This window comes from Rhizobium sp. P1_E1 (genome assembly GCF_056406015.1).
Genome location: NZ_JBFUAY010000034.1, coordinates 13,999 through 29,177, shown reverse-complemented (window position 1 = coordinate 29,177; position 15,179 = coordinate 13,999). Strand labels below are relative to the sequence as shown.

The window sequence follows — 15,179 nt, the reverse complement described above, 5'->3', positions numbered from 1 at the left end:
CCTTGAGCTAGAAAGAGGTTTTACCGCCGTCCGCCGCCACCGCCGCGTCCGCCACCGCCGCCACGGCCGCCACCGCCGCGACTCGGCATTGGGCGCGACCGCTGCTGGGGGGGACGCGCTGACTGGCGATGGGCGCCCATGCTCTGCGCTCCCCGCTTTGAGGAGACAGCCTCGCGACGACCGGACTGGACGTTGCCAAGCGCGCTTGGTTGCCGTCCGCGATTGTCAGGTCTGGCGGCCATCTGCGGCTTGTTGGGCTTCTTGACGGATTTCTGCGCAGGCTTTGACGGACGATTGGCTGCCTTCTGAGGACGCGCCTCGGGCCGGGATGCAGCCGGGCGATTGGCGGCCGTAGGCCTATTTCCCTGCGGCCGCTCCTTCAGTCCCTGCGCCGTGCTTTTGCGAATATCTTCCGCTCGCGCCGAATTGGCGCGATTCGCGGGTCTCTGGCTCGCCTGGATATCGTTAGCCCTGTTGCGCAACTGGTTGCGATTGTCGGCCTGCAGCCCGGACTTGATCGCCGATCGGTCCAGCTTCGAAATCTGGTCCTTGCCGATACTCAGCTTGCTGCGATCGACATTGCTCCAATCGACGTCGTTCCATTTCAGCTTTCCGTTGAAGTTACGGTCGTTCAGGCAATTGTTGCAGTCGATATCGATATCGCCATCCCAGCGGCCACCCCATACACCCCAGTCATCCCAGTTGACGACGGCTGCCCAGGCAAGGCCGGTCACCGCGCCGGCAAAGAACGTCGCCCCGGGATAATAATAGTTGTCGTAATAATCGGGGTAATAAGAGACCGGCGCTGACGCATAGTCCGGCTCATAGAGCATTTCCGGCGGATATTGCGGGATATAGATCTTTTCCGGATCGGTTGGCCGGATGATGATGTTGTCGTTTTCGGTAACAACCGTCACCTTGTCATCCGTCTTGATGATGTTCTTTGCCACCGCTTCGTCGCGAAGCTGCTGGATGGCAATCAGGACATCCTTCTGCTGGTTGGCGAGCGCATCGGCGAGCGATTGGGTCCAGTCGAGATCCTCGCTCATCATCTTGACGATGTCTGGATAGTTGAGAAGCGAGACGACACTGCCGTCCCAATCACTCTTGGGCTTGAGATCGGAATTTTTCTTCTTCGCCTCCAGGAACCGCTGCGCCTCGATAATCTGGAGAGGAAAGAGCGAGGCAGCTGAAATTGCCGCGACCAACTCGTCCGGATAGAGCGCGATCCGTGCCACCAGTACTTCTAGCTCATCATCCGACAGAAGCGCGGTTTCGGGTTGGTCGRCACTCGTCTGTGCGGGTGCCGTTGCCGGCGCAGGGGTCTGGGCTCGCGCCGGGAGGGCCGGCTGGAACGCAATGATTGCGAGAGCCGACAATCCACCAAGCAGTTTGCGAGATATTGCTTTCATAACGCACGTACCTCCCTAGGATCATTGAATGACAGAAGCGCTTACGGAGATTTCGGGCCGGTCGGCGGCGACCGCCTGAGCACCACAATTTTCGATTGGGCGATCGCCTCCCCCATTTCTTTCAACAGGGCGTCGACGAGATCTGTATATTCCTGCCGCCGCGCCTCTCGAACCGCCTCCGGTAGCCGCTCGATATGTGCCAGAGCCTGCGCCGCAGCAGCGAGATCCTCACACATGCTGTGAAAGGGCTCGTCTACATAGAAAAGCCGCTGCACCAGCCGCTTCTGTTCGGGAAAAGAAGTTTCTGCCGTCTCGAGGGCGGACAAGTATGTCGAACCACTTTCTCCCGACACCATCCCCGCCTCCGCCGTCGAACTACGCTAAGCAGATGCAAGGGACTATATAACAGGCGGATCGTCGAGAGACGTAAAATACGCGATCTTACGTTAGCCGGCTTCCGAAAAACTCGGGAAATTCCGCACACGGAAACTCGAATGGCATCATCTCACGGACCCCACCTCTTTAGTTTCCGCAGAGACGTTCTTGTCGCACGGGCCGACTACCAAGCCGCCCGTGTAGCTTACGTGATGCTACGGGTCTTTGGGCCAAAGCGGGTCTAGAATTTCATGGTCGACAGCGACGGAACGGTGTGAATTCAGATCATKCCGGGCGGCGTCGTCGCGGAGGTCGCGGTCTATACCCACCACTGGCACCACGTGGCAGTTCTGCGAAAAGTGCTTCTGCGCATGAGCAGCTGGATGAACTTCGTGTTCCTGGAACATTGAAATGAGACGCCGATCCTTTCGGCATCAGCGATGCAAACGTGATGCCGGCAAGGTGCAGAGAAACATGTCAGGAGGCCGCGGTGATAGCCAATCTTCCGATCCTGCGTGGCCTGGCCGGTTTCAATCGAGACTGGCTCCGCAGTGACATTCCGGCTGGACTTTCGATTGCGGCCGTGGGCTTGCCGAGCGCCATCGCCTATCCGGCGATCGCCGGTCTGCCGCCTGAAACCGGCATCTACGCCAGCATCGTTGGTCCGATTGCCTACGCGATCTTCGGTCCTTCCCGGCTGTTGGTCATCGGCCCCGACGCCGCCACAATGACGGTACTTGCGGCTGCGATGGCGGCGATCATTGCGGCAGAGCCCGCCGCCGCCGGCATCGATCGGGTCGCCATCGCCTCGACCCTTGCCCTCGGGGTCGGTTTCTTTTGCATCGCTGCAAAGCTGCTGAAGCTCGGCGTCCTGGCAAGTTTTCTCTCCCGCCCCATCCTTGTCGGTTTCTTCGCAGGCGTGTCCCTCTCGATCCTGGTCGGCCAGATCGGTCGTTTTACCGGAGTGAAGATCGAGTCGGAGGGATTGATCCCGCCGCTCCTCGAGATTCTCCGCAAGAGCGCTTCGATCCATTGGCCGTCGCTCCTTTTCGGCCTGCTCATGTTCGCATTGCTATGGGCAGTCCGGGCCTTCCCGGTCAAGGTCCCCGGCCCCGTTCTGGTCGTCGTCCTGTCGGTCGTTCTTTCCGCAATCTTTGATTTTCAGGGACGAGGCATCGCCGTCGTCGGCGACATTCCGAGCGGGCTGCCGATGCTCTCCTTGCCAGCACTCCATCAGATGCCGCTCGACAAGATCGTGCTCGGCTCCGCTGCGATCTTTCTTGTGAGCTTCGGCGCCGGCATCGTAGCCGCGCGCAGCTTCGCATCGCGGACCGGCGAAGAGGTCGATGCAAATCAGGAACTGATCGGCCTTGGCGCCGCCAATATCGCGCCCGGCCTCTTCGGTTCGTTTCCGATCAGCGTATCGGATTCGAGAACCGCCATAAACCTGTCGACCGGCGGCGTCTCTCAAGCTTCAGGTTTGGTTTCGGCCGCCACGCTGATTGCGGCACTTGTTTTCCTTCATAGTGCCTTGCGGATACTTCCAATCCCTGCGCTCGCGGCAATCCTTGCAACGGCAGCCATCAGCCTTATCGATGTTCATGAGCTCAAAAAGATCTGGCGCATCAGTCGCATGGAATTCGTCTTTGCGCTGATCGCAATGTGGGGCGCAATCAGCTTCGGCGTTCTCAACGGCGTAATCGTCGCCGTTGCCGCAACCCTTGTCTATCTGGTGCGCAAGACGATGTTCCCGCGCGACGGCCTTCTTGGCCGCATCCAGGGACGGCACGGTTTCTTCGACCTGGCCCGCTTTCCGGAAGCACGCCCCGTCGAGGGTGCGGCAGTCTTCGCGATCCAGGGCAACATCCTGTTCTACAACGCCGATTACCTGCGTATGCGGCTGACGACGATTGCGAAGGAGCTCACGGCCGGAACAAGGTGCTTTGTGCTGGATGCCAGCGCTATCACACATATTGATAGCACTGGCGCGACCGCGCTCGCCGCTGTGGCCGAGATCCTTGCGAAGCGAGATATCATCTTCGCAATCGCCGACCTCAGCGAAGAAAGCCGCGACATTCTCGACCGCGCTGGAGTGATCAAGGCGATCGGCGCTCACAACCTTTTCAATGGCAGGGAAGAAGCCCTGACGGCGCTCACGAGCAAGAATAGCCAAGCGGGCGATGCCGGTTCGGCAAGCACTGAGCTTTAGACGCGAAGGAGGAGAACCATGGACGAGAAATATGAACCCCAACAGGTCGATGCAGAGGCAGGCCGCAATGGCAAAGACAAAAAGAAGAAGAAGAAGTCATGGGATTATGACAAGGAAATCAGCCGCCTGCAGGTGGAACTGGCCCATCTGCAGGCTTGGATAAAAAAATCCGGCGCACGAGTGGTCATCGTCTTCGAGGGGCGCGATGCCGCCGGGAAAGGTGGCATGATCAAGCGTATCATGGAAAAGGTAAGCCCGCGCGTCTTTCGCGTGATCGCCCTGCCCGCTCCGACCGATCGCGAGAAGTCCCAGATCTATATGCAGCGCTATATCGGCTATCTGCCGGCGGCTGGGGAAATCGTGATCTTCGATCGCAGCTGGTACAACCGTGCAGGCGTCGATCGCGTCATGGGCTTCTGCAGCGAGAAGAAGGCACAGCGATTTCTTGAACTGGCGCCTCGCTTCGAAGCGGCAATCGTCGAAAGCGGCATCATTTTGTTGAAATACTTCCTGACGGTCAGCGAAGATGAACAGGATCGCCGTTTCAAGCGCCGGATCGACGACCCATTGAGACAATGGAAGCTCAGCCCCATGGATGTCGAATCCTATCAACGCTGGTGGGACTACACACGCGCCTATGACGAAATGCTGCGAATGACCGACAGCAACCATGCGCCGTGGTGGATCGTGCCATCGGATGACAAGAAGCATGCGCGGGTCAACTGCATCTCGCACATCCTGCAATCCATTCCCTATGAGCGTGTGAAGTTTGCGGCACCTGATCTCGGCAAACGCCAGAAACGCCCGTCGGATTTTGTCGAGGATAGCAGTATTCGGCACGTCGTGCCCGACACGACGTCATAGATCACCTCGGCCGGAACGGCGCGGGACGGGATGCGACGATGGAACAAACAACCGGAGATACGACGGCGCAGAGAGCCGACACGGGGCAGATTTCGATAGAGGCAAAGGTAAGCGACCTCGTCAGATTGGGTATTATCGGGCTCTTTGCCTATTGGACCCTGCTTCTCATCGCACCCTTCGCGCTGATCGTCGCCTGGTCGGCCATCCTTGCGGTGGCGCTCTTTCCGATGTTCGAGGCGCTTTCGAGACTGATCGGAAACAGGCCCGTCATTGCCGCGATTGTCATTGTCGTAGCCTGTCTCGTCCTGATCATCGTGCCCCTGGCGCTCATTGCGGTCAACGTTACCGATGCAGTACAGCCGCTTGTCGCCAAATTGCGGGCCGAGAACTTCACACTGCCCGCCGCGCCGGCGACCATTCGCGAATGGCCGGTCGTCGGGGAGCGAATTTATAACGCATGGAACCAGCTCGCTACCGACCTGGCATCAACCATCGTCAAGCTCCAAGCGCCAATACTCGAAGTCATGGGTGTCATCGTCGCAAAATTGGCCTCGCTCAGTGGCGGTGTCTTGAGCTTCGTCGCCTCGATCATTTTCTCCGGCATCCTACTCACCATGTCGCCGCGGCTGGCTGTGGCAATACAGGTCCTGGCAAGCAGGATCGCTGGCGACAAGGGCGTCGGCTTTGCGCGCCTGGCCGGAATGACCGTGCGAAACGTCTCGAGGGGCGTCATAGGCGTCGCCTTCCTCCAGGCGCTCTTATGCGGATTGTGCTTTGCCCTCTTTGGCATTCCGGCCCGCGGGGCCTTGACGTTACTGGTGTTTGTCCTTTGCGTAATGCAACTCGGGCCTGCACTGGTACTCGTGCCTGCCATCATTTGGGCGTGGTTCTCCTGGCCGACTTCGACCGCGCTCATCTTCACAATCGTCGCTGTCCCGATCATGGTCGTCGACAACGTCCTGAAGCCGATCCTGATGGCGAGAGGTCTCTCGACCCCGATGCCGGTCATACTGATCGGCGTGATAGGGGGCACCCTGTCATACGGTCTGCTGGGGCTGTTTTTGGGACCGATCGTCCTCAGTGTCTTTTATGAATTGCTGAGAGCCTGGGCCTGGCCGTCAGAGGCACCAGGCGGATCGAAAAATGCTTGAAACAAAGCGTGACCGGCAAGCCGGGAGGCATGAAAACACGCCGAACTCGTGTCAGGACTTGTCACAAGTCGAAAAATCTCCATCCGCCGACGGACTACCTTCCGGTTTTTAAGTGTGCATTCCCTCCTCACCGATCGGTGCAATACATGATGACTTCTTGCTCTATCTCGCGGCAGAGTTGCTCGTACTCCTTGATCAGCACTTCCTCCCTAGGACTCTGTCTTCGAAACCGGTCCAGCGCATCGGCGGCAAGATCGTAAGCTTCAAAGATCTCGTCCAGTGTCTCACTGGCCTGGTCGGCCAAAACACGACGGAAATCGGGGAGTCTAAGCATCAATTTCCTCCGTCCACGCTCTCTGCCCATTGATTAGCTCCGCGTTAAGCACCCCCGCAAATCATACGAAATCGCTCGAGTATCAGATCGTACCATAGGAGATCTGCATTGATGTGTTTTCGGAATGAGAGTTCGGCTGGGATGCAATGGCTGTTGGGAAGCCGTTTGCGGCGAACGTGGACATGCCAGCGCGAAAACGTAGCTTTATGTGACCTAGCATATCGATAGCACGCCGCCGGACGGGGAAGACGTCTCGTTGACATGTCCTACTCCGCGCTGCCGCGATCAGTCGCGTTCAAGGCCTTCACAGTGACCGCGGCAACGACGCCGGTCAGTATAATTCCCGCAAAGCCGATCACCACTGCCAACACCCGCGCCGACACGTGCTTGGGCGTAAAATCGCCATAGCCGATAGTAAGCCCTGTAACGAAGGTGAAGTAGAGAGCTTCGTCGATTCGCCAATCCTCTATGCGCCATATCGCAAGGCCGGAGATGATCATTATCGACACAATGCCGGATAGGATCGGCCAAATTACCCGCAGCTGCTTAGCAAGCGCGATGAAGAACAGACGTCTTATTTGCCTATTGCTCGGCTCATTGCCTACTTTTGACGGCATGACTTCGACCTTTCTGCGGTCAGCGTCAGGAGAGAGCAATGAAGCGTGGAGAACTCAAGCCCGAGATCCACCAGACCGCATCAGTCGCGCTCACATCCAACCACAGTCTATTTGCCTCCGGACGATTGCCGCTTCACGGCATTCGTGGCGGCAAGACATAAAGCGTTATGGCGAAGATCAAATAAACCATCAGCACCAACACGCCGACGAACCATGCAGACCGTCCGCTATTGGTTACGAACATCGCCGTAATGGTCGCAAGCAGCACCATCACCACGACGCCTGGCGGGAACTGCAGGTCCATCGGTGACGGGCCGATCACGTAACTGAGCAAGACCAGGACGGGCGCTACGAACAAAGCGATCTGCGAAGCGCTTCCCAGCGCGATGCCCACGCTGAGGTCAAGCCGGTTCTTGCGGGCGCCGGAAAACGCCGAGGCCATTTCGGCAGCGCCGCCAACCAGTGCGACGACAATGAAACCGACAAAGGCAGGCGTCATTCCGAAAGCCTCCGCTGCCTTTTGCACGGATTCGACGAAGATCTCGCTTACCAGCGCCACGAGGACGGTGACCCCGGCGAGCGTGACCAGGGCCAGGCCGATCGGCCACGGCATTTCGTCTGTCTGTGCGTGTTCTGCGGCGGCGAAAATCTCGCGATGCGTCCTGAGGCTGAACAGCAGCCCAAGTCCGTATCCGACGATGAGCAGGAGGGCTAGGCCAAGACTGAGCTGTTGGGTGACGGCGGCTGCGGAGGTGGAGCCCATTTCAGCAACAGCCGAAGGCATCAGCAACCCGACTGTGGCGAGAAAGAGCAGGCCGGCTTGAAGACGCGCGCTGGCTCGGTTGAACTCCTGGAAGTGGTACTTAAGCCCGCCAAGCAAAAACGAAGCGCCCAGCATGAACAGCGTGTTGGTGACGATCGCGCCGGCAATGGACGATTTCACCAGCGTGTACTCGCCGGCGCGCAGGGCTGCCAGCGCGATGACCAACTCGGTGAGATTTCCCAGGGTGGCATTGAGCAGCCCGCCTGCGGCGTCACCCGTCTTGGCGGCAACTGATTCCGTAGCGTGACTGAGCAACCCGGCCAGCGGCACGATAGCAAGCACCGACAGAACAAAGAGTGTCGTGTGGGCCTCGGGGATGAATATCGCAGCAACGAACACCACCGGCACGGCGATCAGCAACCACAGCATAGGGCTGTCGCGTATCTCTTTCAAAAGGAGGCTCAACGGACGCTCCTGTTCGGGTGATGCTATTCAGGCAAGGCCGTCTGCTGGAAGAAAGTGACAGTCGCTTCATCCGGGGGACCGAACCACGTCGTAAAGAATGTGCGGAAATTCTGCGCCGCATAGGCCTGGCTAAGCGCGCGGTCGACGATGAGCCGGAAGTCCTCGTCTGCGCGCGCCAGTTCAAGACCGAGTGGCTCGTAGGTGAAATGCCGCTTCAGGACGACAAGATTGCCGGAATTGTCGCTGCGCGCCGCAACGTCCATCAGGAGCGGCATGTCCCCGAAAAGGACAGCTGAACGACCGTCAAGGACCCGCTCGATCCCTTGCTGGAAGCTGTCAACCGATGCCGTCGTCGCGGCGAGCTGAAAGGTCTTGATTTTGTCCGACAGCCAGTGCTCGCTCGTCGTCCCGGTGATCGATGAGAATGTCTTGTTCTCAAGTATCGTGCGCGCCGGCGAGCCTCGCCAGACAGGCCGGCTCGACRGTTCGCCATATTCCAGCACCTCGCGCAAAGCCAGGGGTGCGCTCGTACTGACGACAGCCCCGGTGCCGCTCGGAAAAATGGGGATCGAGAACGAAACCTGCTGTCTGCGGCTGAGTGTGACGGGCTCCGCCCCGCAAACGAGATCCACCACGCCATCCTGTATCGCACGCGCCCGCGCCTCGCCGGTGAGAGGCACCCATTCCACAGCGAGCTGCGACAGCTTCAGTTCGGCTTTCACGCTGTCGGCAACCTTGTTGCAAAGAGCAACCGCATAACCGTCGGGCGCACCGTTGTCCGTCTTGAACGAGAAGGGCCTCGCATCGGCCTCATAGCCGAATTTCAACGAACTGCTTGCGCGGACGCGGTCCAGTGTCTGTGCATGAGCGGGCGCAAAACCCACTGCTGAGACTACGATGACGAATATGGAGGCGCCTGTTGCGATCCACCGACCTTTGCTGATTGGCATGGTTTTCCTCCTTTGCTACTCGGCCGGCGCACGGTTCACGGCGAAGCGCGGTGCGATCAGGCCATAAATTATGAAGCTGATACCTGTTACCAGCATTCCACCCATCACCGCATCCTTGCCGGAAGCGTAGATAGCGAACACGCTGTAGAGCATACCGATGATGCAGACGGCGGCGTTCAGCCTGTACTTCGCCTGCGGCACGCYCGCCGCCTTCATGATGACGAACAGGGCCGAGAGTGCGATGATATAGGGCAGCACGTTGGTTACCACCGCGAGATTGACCAGAGCGGAAAACTGTTCGCTGAGCGTCGGAGAAATGGTCATCAGGGCAAGACATGTCTGCACGACGCCGAGAATGATCATCCCCTTTACCGGTGCGCCCATCTCGTTCACACGTGAGAATACGGCGGGGAACATTCGCCCCTCCGCGGCGGTGCGCGCGGTCTGCGCGATCGTGAACTGCCAGCCCAGGAGCGAACCGAGACAGGCAAGGACTGCGAGCGCCATGATGATCGAGCCGATCGTCGGGTTGAACATGGTGGCATAGGCCAGCGCGAACGGCCCGGTCGAGGCCGCAAGTTCTGCGTTCGGCACGATGCCCTGAATGACCGTCGTCGACAGGATGTAGATGACGGCGGCGCCAAGTGTGCCGAACATGCAGGCAAGCGGCACGTCGCGCTTCGGGTTCTCAACGGCATCCGAATTCTGCGCAGCCGACTCCATCCCGAGGAAGGCCCAGAGCGTCAGCGATATGCTCGATCCCATTCCTTGGCCGAGCGACAGTCCCTTCGGATTCCAGGCGGCGGCGAAGGTGCTTGAACTGAACCACAGCCACCCGATGATCGAGAGCAACCCCACTGGAATGATCACACCCCAAACCGTGATTGAACCAATACGCCCGGTGATGCGAGGCCCTCCGAAATTTGCCGCAGTCGTCAGCCAGAGAAGTACGATCAGCGCCAGACATGTCATGATCGGCGTCGAGGTCAAGACGGGAAAGAAGCCCGCGAGGTAGCCCACCGCAGAGATGCCGATCGCGACATTGCCGATGGCAAGCGACAGAAAATACAGAAAGAACACCAGGAAAAAGCCGTCCTTCCCATAGGCGTCCTCCGCATAGGCCGACATGCCCCCCGGCCGCTGGTTGAAGATCCCGGCCTGAGCGAACCCATAGGCTATCGCCATCGAGCCGATGGCGGTCACAAGCCAGGAGAGCAGCGAGATCGCACCCACCTGCGCCATGTTGGCAGGCAGCATGATGATGCCTGAACCCATCATATTGACCGCGACGATGAAGGTGAGTTGCACCAGGTTCATCTTTTTCTTGGCCGTGGCCTCACTCGCGAGATGCATTGTGTTGTCGGTCATGATGAGATCCTCCCGTCCCCCTGCTCGCGCACGACGTACGTATAGAACTTGATCCGCCCATCGATCCGTTCCTGGAATACGCCCTGGACTTCGTAGTTGAAGCCCGGGAAGCGATTGAAGGACTCTTCGAAAGCCAGGAAATAATCGCGCATCGGCCGCGCCCTTTCGTCCCACCGCTCTCCCGGCACGATCACTCCGATGCCTGGCGGATAGATCAGTGCCAGCGTCGCCGAGATCCGGCCAGCGGCTTCAACAAGCGGCACATAGTCGACATTGTTGGCCACCAGCGCTTCATAGGCCTGTTTCGGCGAAATTGCCGGTTCCGGAAAACTCTCCGAGCGGAAGCACAGGCGCTGCAGGCCCTTGACGCCCGCATCGCGATAGAACGAATGCATCTCCCGGCAGACCTGCCGCACCGTGTAGCCCGCATAACGCTCGCGATTGGCCGCAAACACCGTCGGCAGAACCTCCTGTAGAGGCGCGTCGCGATCCCAGAGGTTCTTGAACTTCACCAGCTTGGCAACCAGCGTATTCAGCTTGCTCTCATCTTCTGCCGGCGTGAGCAGGAAAAGCAGGCTGTTGAGATCGCATTTCTCCGGCACGACCCGCTGCTCGCGCAGATAGTTGGCGACCACGGTCGCCGGAATTCCGAACTCGCGATATTCGCCGGTCTCCCGGTCGATGCCGGGCGTCAGCAGCGTGAGCTTGTTGGGATCGACCATGGTGTAGCCGGGCGCATAGCCGGCGTAGCCATGCCATTTTGCCTCCGGGTCGAACCGCCAGCACTGCTGCTCGCGCTTGAGCACATCGGTGGGGATATCTTCCCAGGGTGTCTCAGCGAGGTCGCTCGTATGCTTTGAACCGGACACCGAGATCTTGTCCGGCACGAAGGGATCGAAGAACCACTGCTCTTCGGGACTWCCACCCTTGGTTTCATAATGCTTGACGAAGCCGCGCAGCTTCTTGCGAACCTCGATCCCGAGTTCGATACAACGATCCCAGAGCATTTCGCCCGCCTTGCCCTCATGCACCTTGGCGTTGACGTCAAGCGAGGCGAAGAGCGGATAGAAGGGAGAGGTTGACACATGCATCAGCAGCGATTCATTGAAGCGCTTGTGCTCAACGAACCTGCGTTGGCCGCGGATATGTTCGTCGCGTTTGTGGATCTGCGAGGCCTGTGAAAAGCCGGCGCCCTGCTTATGTACCGACTGCGTCGAGAACAATCCCGGCATGTCAGGCCGCAGGTCCTCGAGGCGCATGGGACTGTGCCCCTCAAAGAGCGGATGAAAGGCATTGTAACCGATCCAGGCTTCGTCCCAGAGAACGTAGTCGCAGAGATGACCGATCTTCTCCATCACCTGGCGCACATTGTAGATGGTGCCGTCATAGGTGGCGAGCTGGATGCAGGCGAGACGAAAGGGTCTCTCGGCATTGGCGCGGCCTTTGTCGGCAACGAGCGGATGCGCGGCAATCTTCTGCCGCAACCAACCTTCGTCCCAAGCCTCCCAATCGACCGCACCAATCATGCCGAAGGAGTTGCGGGCCGTTGGCAGGTAGATGGGAATAGCACCAGCCTGCACAAGCGCACCCTGGTGAAGGGACTTGTGATTGTTGCGGTCGAAGAGCACGAGATCGCCGCTCCGCAGCACCGCGTTAGCAACAACCTTGTTGGAGGTGCTGGTTCCGTTCAGGATGAAATAGGTGCGATCCGCGCCAAAGATGCGCGCCGCCTGCTTCTGGGCCTCGGCCGCAGGCCCTTCATGGATCAGCAGATCACCAAGATCCACATCTGCATTGCAAAGATCATTGCGGAAAATGCCCTCCCCGAAATACTTGAAGAAGAGCTGCCCCGCGGGCGACTTCCGATAGAACTGCCCGCCCTGGTGGCCGGGGCAATCGAAGGCGATATTGGCCTCGCCGTCATAGGCCATCATGCCTCCGAAGAACGGTGGCAGCAGCGACTTGCCGTAATTGACCAGGCTGGAGATGATCTGCTTGGCGTAGAAGGCCGGTGTCTGCTGCCCGAGATAGATGAAACCGTCCACCTCGCCAGCCATTTCCACAACGTCCAGGTCCGCGATGGTCAAGGTATCGGCCATCGCCCAGACGGGAGTGCGAAATCCAACGTCCCGGACGGAGCGAAGGAAGGAACGCGCACCCGCCAGGCGCCCGCCTTCGACCGAGCCGATATAGGCTCCGACGGAGGCATCCTCGGACACGTCGGCGGAATAATCATACCTCAGTTCCACCTCGAAATTCTCCGAAGCGATCTGCGTCAACAACTCCTGCACCTGCGGGTCGTCGCGATCGACGACCGCCACCACCTTCAGCATCTTGTGAAACGGGATGGCAACGGTCGGAGACTTCACATCACGCGGGATCATTGTGGCCGTCCCTCTGCAACACAATCGACGAGGTACCGACGCCCCTTGTCGCCGGCTGTGAATCGTAGGCCGTGAATATCGGTTTCGAAACCGGGAAACTTCCGGTCGAATTCACGGGCATAGAGCAGGTAGTCCTGGATCGACTTCGTCGATTCCGTGATCCGTTCACCTGGCATGATCAATGGAATGCCCGGCGGATAAGGAACGATCATCACGGCAAGGACGCGGTTCATGAGGTTGTCGATCTCGACGCTCTCGATCCGCCCTTTGACGAGGTGATCGTAGGCGTCTGCGGGCCGCAGCGCCATGTCGGGCAGCACGGTGTACATCTCGCGCTGCGCCTTCGGCACGTCATCCTTGCGGTAGATCGCGTGGATGCTTTCGCATAGATCTCGCAATCCCATGCCGGCATAGGCCTCGGGATGTGCTGCGGCGAGAGCCGGCAATGCCCGCGTCAGCGGAGCGTTGGCGTCGTAGAGATCCTTGAAATTGATCAGTTCGGTGACAAGCGTGCTCCACTTGCCACGCGTAATTCCYATCGAGAAAAGGACAAGGAAGGAATAGAGGCCGGTCTTCTCGATTTCGATGCGGCGCGAGGAAAGGAACTTCGTGATGACGCCGGCCGGGATCCCGTGTTCCTGCATGGTGCCGTTCGCCGATAATCCCGGTGAAAGGATCGTGACCTTGATGGGATCGACCATCACATGATTTTCGGCAAGGCCTTCAAAACCATGCCAGGCATCACCGGGCTTCAGAACCCATTCGGCATGGGTATCGCTCGGCGTCTGCTCGGCGACGGTCGGTTCCCACACATCGAACCACCAGCTTCCGTTCATCTGCTTCCTGACCGCGTTCATCGCACGGCGGAAACTGATTGCTTCGTCGATCGTCTCTTGCACCAGGGAGCGCCCGGCCGGCTGCTCCATCATGGCCGCCGCGACATCGCAGGAGGCAATGATGCCGTACTGCGGCGAGGTCGAGGTGTGCATCATGAAGGCTTCGTTGAAGCGCGTGACATCCAGGCGCTTGTTCTCTGCATGCTGGATGTGGATCATCGATGCCTGCGAAAGAGCCGCCAGCAGCTTGTGCGTCGACTGCGTCGCAAAGGTAATGGCGTTCTGCGAGCGCGCAGGCTGGGTGGATGAGATTCCGTGAAAGCCGTCGTAGAACTCATGGAAATTCGCGTAGGCGTACCAGGCCTCGTCGAAGTGCAGCACCTCGACCGCATCGCCAAGCGATGCTTTGATGGCATCGACGTTGTAGCAGAGCCCGTCATAGGTCGAATTGGTGATGACCATCAATCGGACCTTGCCGCTGGTTTCGCCGGCGTACCGGCTCGCAGCGATTTTCTGGGCGATAGCCTCCGGCGTAAACTGGTCCTTCGAAATCGGGCCGATAATGCCGAGCCCGTTGCGGGACGGCGTCAGGTAGATCGGCGTTGCGCCCGTCATGATCAGCGAATGCAGGATGGACTTGTGGCAATTGCGGTCGCAAAGCACGAGATCGCCGCGTCCGACCATGCCGTGCCAGACGATCTTGTTCGCGGTCGACGTGCCGCCGACGACGAACAGCGTTTCGTCGGTACCGAAAATGCGCGCCGCGTTGCGCTCGCCCTCGGCGATCGGCCCGACGTGATCCAGCAACGAACCGACGCTGCCGACCGATACGGAGATATCGGAGCGGAGCGTGTTTTCACCGAAGAACGTGTAGAAGAGCTGACCAACCGGGCTTTTGCGGAAGGCGATTCCTCCGCCATGACCGGGCGTGTGCCAGGAATATGCTCCCTCGAGCGTATACTTCATCAGAGCCTTGAACATCGGTGGCGGCAGCCGATCGAGGTAATTGCGGGCAGCCTGCACGATGGCCCGCGCCATGAACTCTGCCGAATCCTCGAATAGCCGCATGAAAGCGTTAGCGTGGCGCAACACTGTGGCCGGAACATCCTCCGCCGTCGTGTCGTCCCCGAAAAGGAAGATCGGCATCCGGTCGTTCTTCTGGCGCTTTGCGCTTAGAACCTCTTCCAGCACCTTCCAACGCGAGGCTTTGTCCTCAGTGCCGTCGACGGAAATCAGCCAGCAAGATTCCGTATTGAAAATATGTACCAGGCGACGCGCGTCCTCGTAGGAGACGCCGGAAACAACACGGAACCCCTCGTTTTCGATCGCCGCTGCCAGATCGCGCATCCCGCGCCCTGCAGCACTCTTGCCCTCAAAATCCTCGTCGATGACGGCAATGGGAAATGCCTTTTGGAACTCCATGCGCCCCTCCAGACCCGATGTTCAATGCA

Annotated in this window: 12 protein-coding genes and 1 pseudogene; 4 read left to right on the top strand and 9 right to left on the bottom strand. The window is 59.1% G+C overall.

The window, feature by feature from the left end:
• Positions 1 to 20 precede the first annotated feature (20 nt).
• Positions 21 to 1,412 (bottom strand): DUF3300 domain-containing protein, encoded by a 1,392-nt coding sequence (locus tag AC1D1Z_RS14485; protein WP_477850953.1) that lies wholly within the window; start codon positions 1,410 to 1,412, stop codon positions 21 to 23.
• Positions 1,413 to 1,453: 41 nt separating this feature from the next.
• Entirely contained in the window at positions 1,454 to 1,768 is a 315-nt protein-coding gene (locus tag AC1D1Z_RS14480; protein WP_018245765.1) for a hypothetical protein, read from the bottom strand.
• Positions 1,769 to 2,077: 309 nt separating this feature from the next.
• Between AC1D1Z_RS14480 and AC1D1Z_RS14475 the strand changes: the two are divergent.
• The 4 genes and pseudogenes from AC1D1Z_RS14475 to AC1D1Z_RS14460 form a co-directional block, all read left to right on the top strand.
• Positions 2,078 to 2,197: pseudogene (locus tag AC1D1Z_RS14475) on the top strand (HlyD family secretion protein); the annotation flags it as partial.
• A gap of 80 nt (positions 2,198 to 2,277) precedes the next feature.
• A complete protein-coding gene (locus tag AC1D1Z_RS14470; RefSeq protein ID WP_018245767.1) occupies positions 2,278 to 3,996 on the top strand; it encodes a SulP family inorganic anion transporter in 1,719 nt (572 codons plus the stop codon).
• A gap of 18 nt (positions 3,997 to 4,014) precedes the next feature.
• Positions 4,015 to 4,860 carry a polyphosphate kinase 2 gene (gene ppk2, locus AC1D1Z_RS14465; RefSeq protein WP_018245768.1) on the top strand — a complete coding sequence of 282 codons (846 nt, stop codon included), beginning with the start codon at positions 4,015 to 4,017 and terminating at the stop codon, positions 4,858 to 4,860.
• A gap of 38 nt (positions 4,861 to 4,898) precedes the next feature.
• Positions 4,899 to 6,011, top strand: coding sequence for an AI-2E family transporter (locus tag AC1D1Z_RS14460; RefSeq protein WP_018245769.1), 1,113 nt, complete (start codon positions 4,899 to 4,901; stop codon positions 6,009 to 6,011).
• Positions 6,012 to 6,138: 127 nt separating this feature from the next.
• On the opposite strand, the gene AC1D1Z_RS14455 is transcribed toward AC1D1Z_RS14460, so the two are convergent.
• The 7 genes from AC1D1Z_RS14455 to AC1D1Z_RS14425 all read right to left on the bottom strand — a co-directional run bounded on the left by AC1D1Z_RS14455 (position 6,139) and on the right by AC1D1Z_RS14425 (position 15,150).
• A complete protein-coding gene (locus AC1D1Z_RS14455; protein WP_018245770.1) occupies positions 6,139 to 6,375 on the bottom strand; it encodes a hypothetical protein in 237 nt (78 codons plus the stop codon).
• A gap of 236 nt (positions 6,376 to 6,611) precedes the next feature.
• Complete coding sequence (locus AC1D1Z_RS14450) at positions 6,612 to 6,962, bottom strand: potassium channel family protein (protein WP_018245771.1); 351 nt, start codon at positions 6,960 to 6,962, stop codon at positions 6,612 to 6,614.
• Between the two features lie 133 nt (positions 6,963 to 7,095).
• Entirely contained in the window at positions 7,096 to 8,190 is a 1,095-nt protein-coding gene (gene cax / locus AC1D1Z_RS14445) for a calcium/proton exchanger (RefSeq protein WP_018245772.1), read from the bottom strand.
• A gap of 23 nt (positions 8,191 to 8,213) precedes the next feature.
• Complete coding sequence (locus AC1D1Z_RS14440) at positions 8,214 to 9,140, bottom strand: amino acid ABC transporter substrate-binding protein (protein WP_477850948.1); 927 nt, start codon at positions 9,138 to 9,140, stop codon at positions 8,214 to 8,216.
• A 15-nt stretch (positions 9,141 to 9,155) separates the two neighbouring features.
• A complete protein-coding gene (gene potE, locus AC1D1Z_RS14435) occupies positions 9,156 to 10,508 on the bottom strand; it encodes a putrescine-ornithine antiporter (protein WP_477850946.1) in 1,353 nt (450 codons plus the stop codon).
• Positions 10,505 to 12,892: an ornithine decarboxylase gene (speC, locus tag AC1D1Z_RS14430; RefSeq protein ID WP_018516610.1), complete on the bottom strand. Its 2,388-nt coding sequence runs from the start codon at positions 12,890 to 12,892 to the stop codon at positions 10,505 to 10,507. Before speC ends, potE begins: the two co-directional genes overlap by 4 nt.
• Positions 12,889 to 15,150 carry an Orn/Lys/Arg family decarboxylase gene (locus AC1D1Z_RS14425; protein ID WP_477850944.1) on the bottom strand — a complete coding sequence of 754 codons (2,262 nt, stop codon included), beginning with the start codon at positions 15,148 to 15,150 and terminating at the stop codon, positions 12,889 to 12,891. Before AC1D1Z_RS14425 ends, speC begins: the two co-directional genes overlap by 4 nt.
• Between the last annotated feature and the right edge of the window lie 29 nt (positions 15,151 to 15,179).

Coding starts and splice junctions, on each gene's coding strand:
- AC1D1Z_RS14455 (WP_018245770.1), bottom strand. CDS start 6,375: ATGGGCAGAGAGCGTGGACGGAGGAAATTGATGCTTAGACTCCCCGAT.
- ppk2 (WP_018245768.1), top strand. CDS start 4,015: ATGGACGAGAAATATGAACCCCAACAGGTCGATGCAGAGGCAGGCCGC.
- AC1D1Z_RS14450 (WP_018245771.1), bottom strand. CDS start 6,962: ATGCCGTCAAAAGTAGGCAATGAGCCGAGCAATAGGCAAATAAGACGT.
- AC1D1Z_RS14480 (WP_018245765.1), bottom strand. CDS start 1,768: ATGGTGTCGGGAGAAAGTGGTTCGACATACTTGTCCGCCCTCGAGACG.
- AC1D1Z_RS14460 (WP_018245769.1), top strand. CDS start 4,899: ATGGAACAAACAACCGGAGATACGACGGCGCAGAGAGCCGACACGGGG.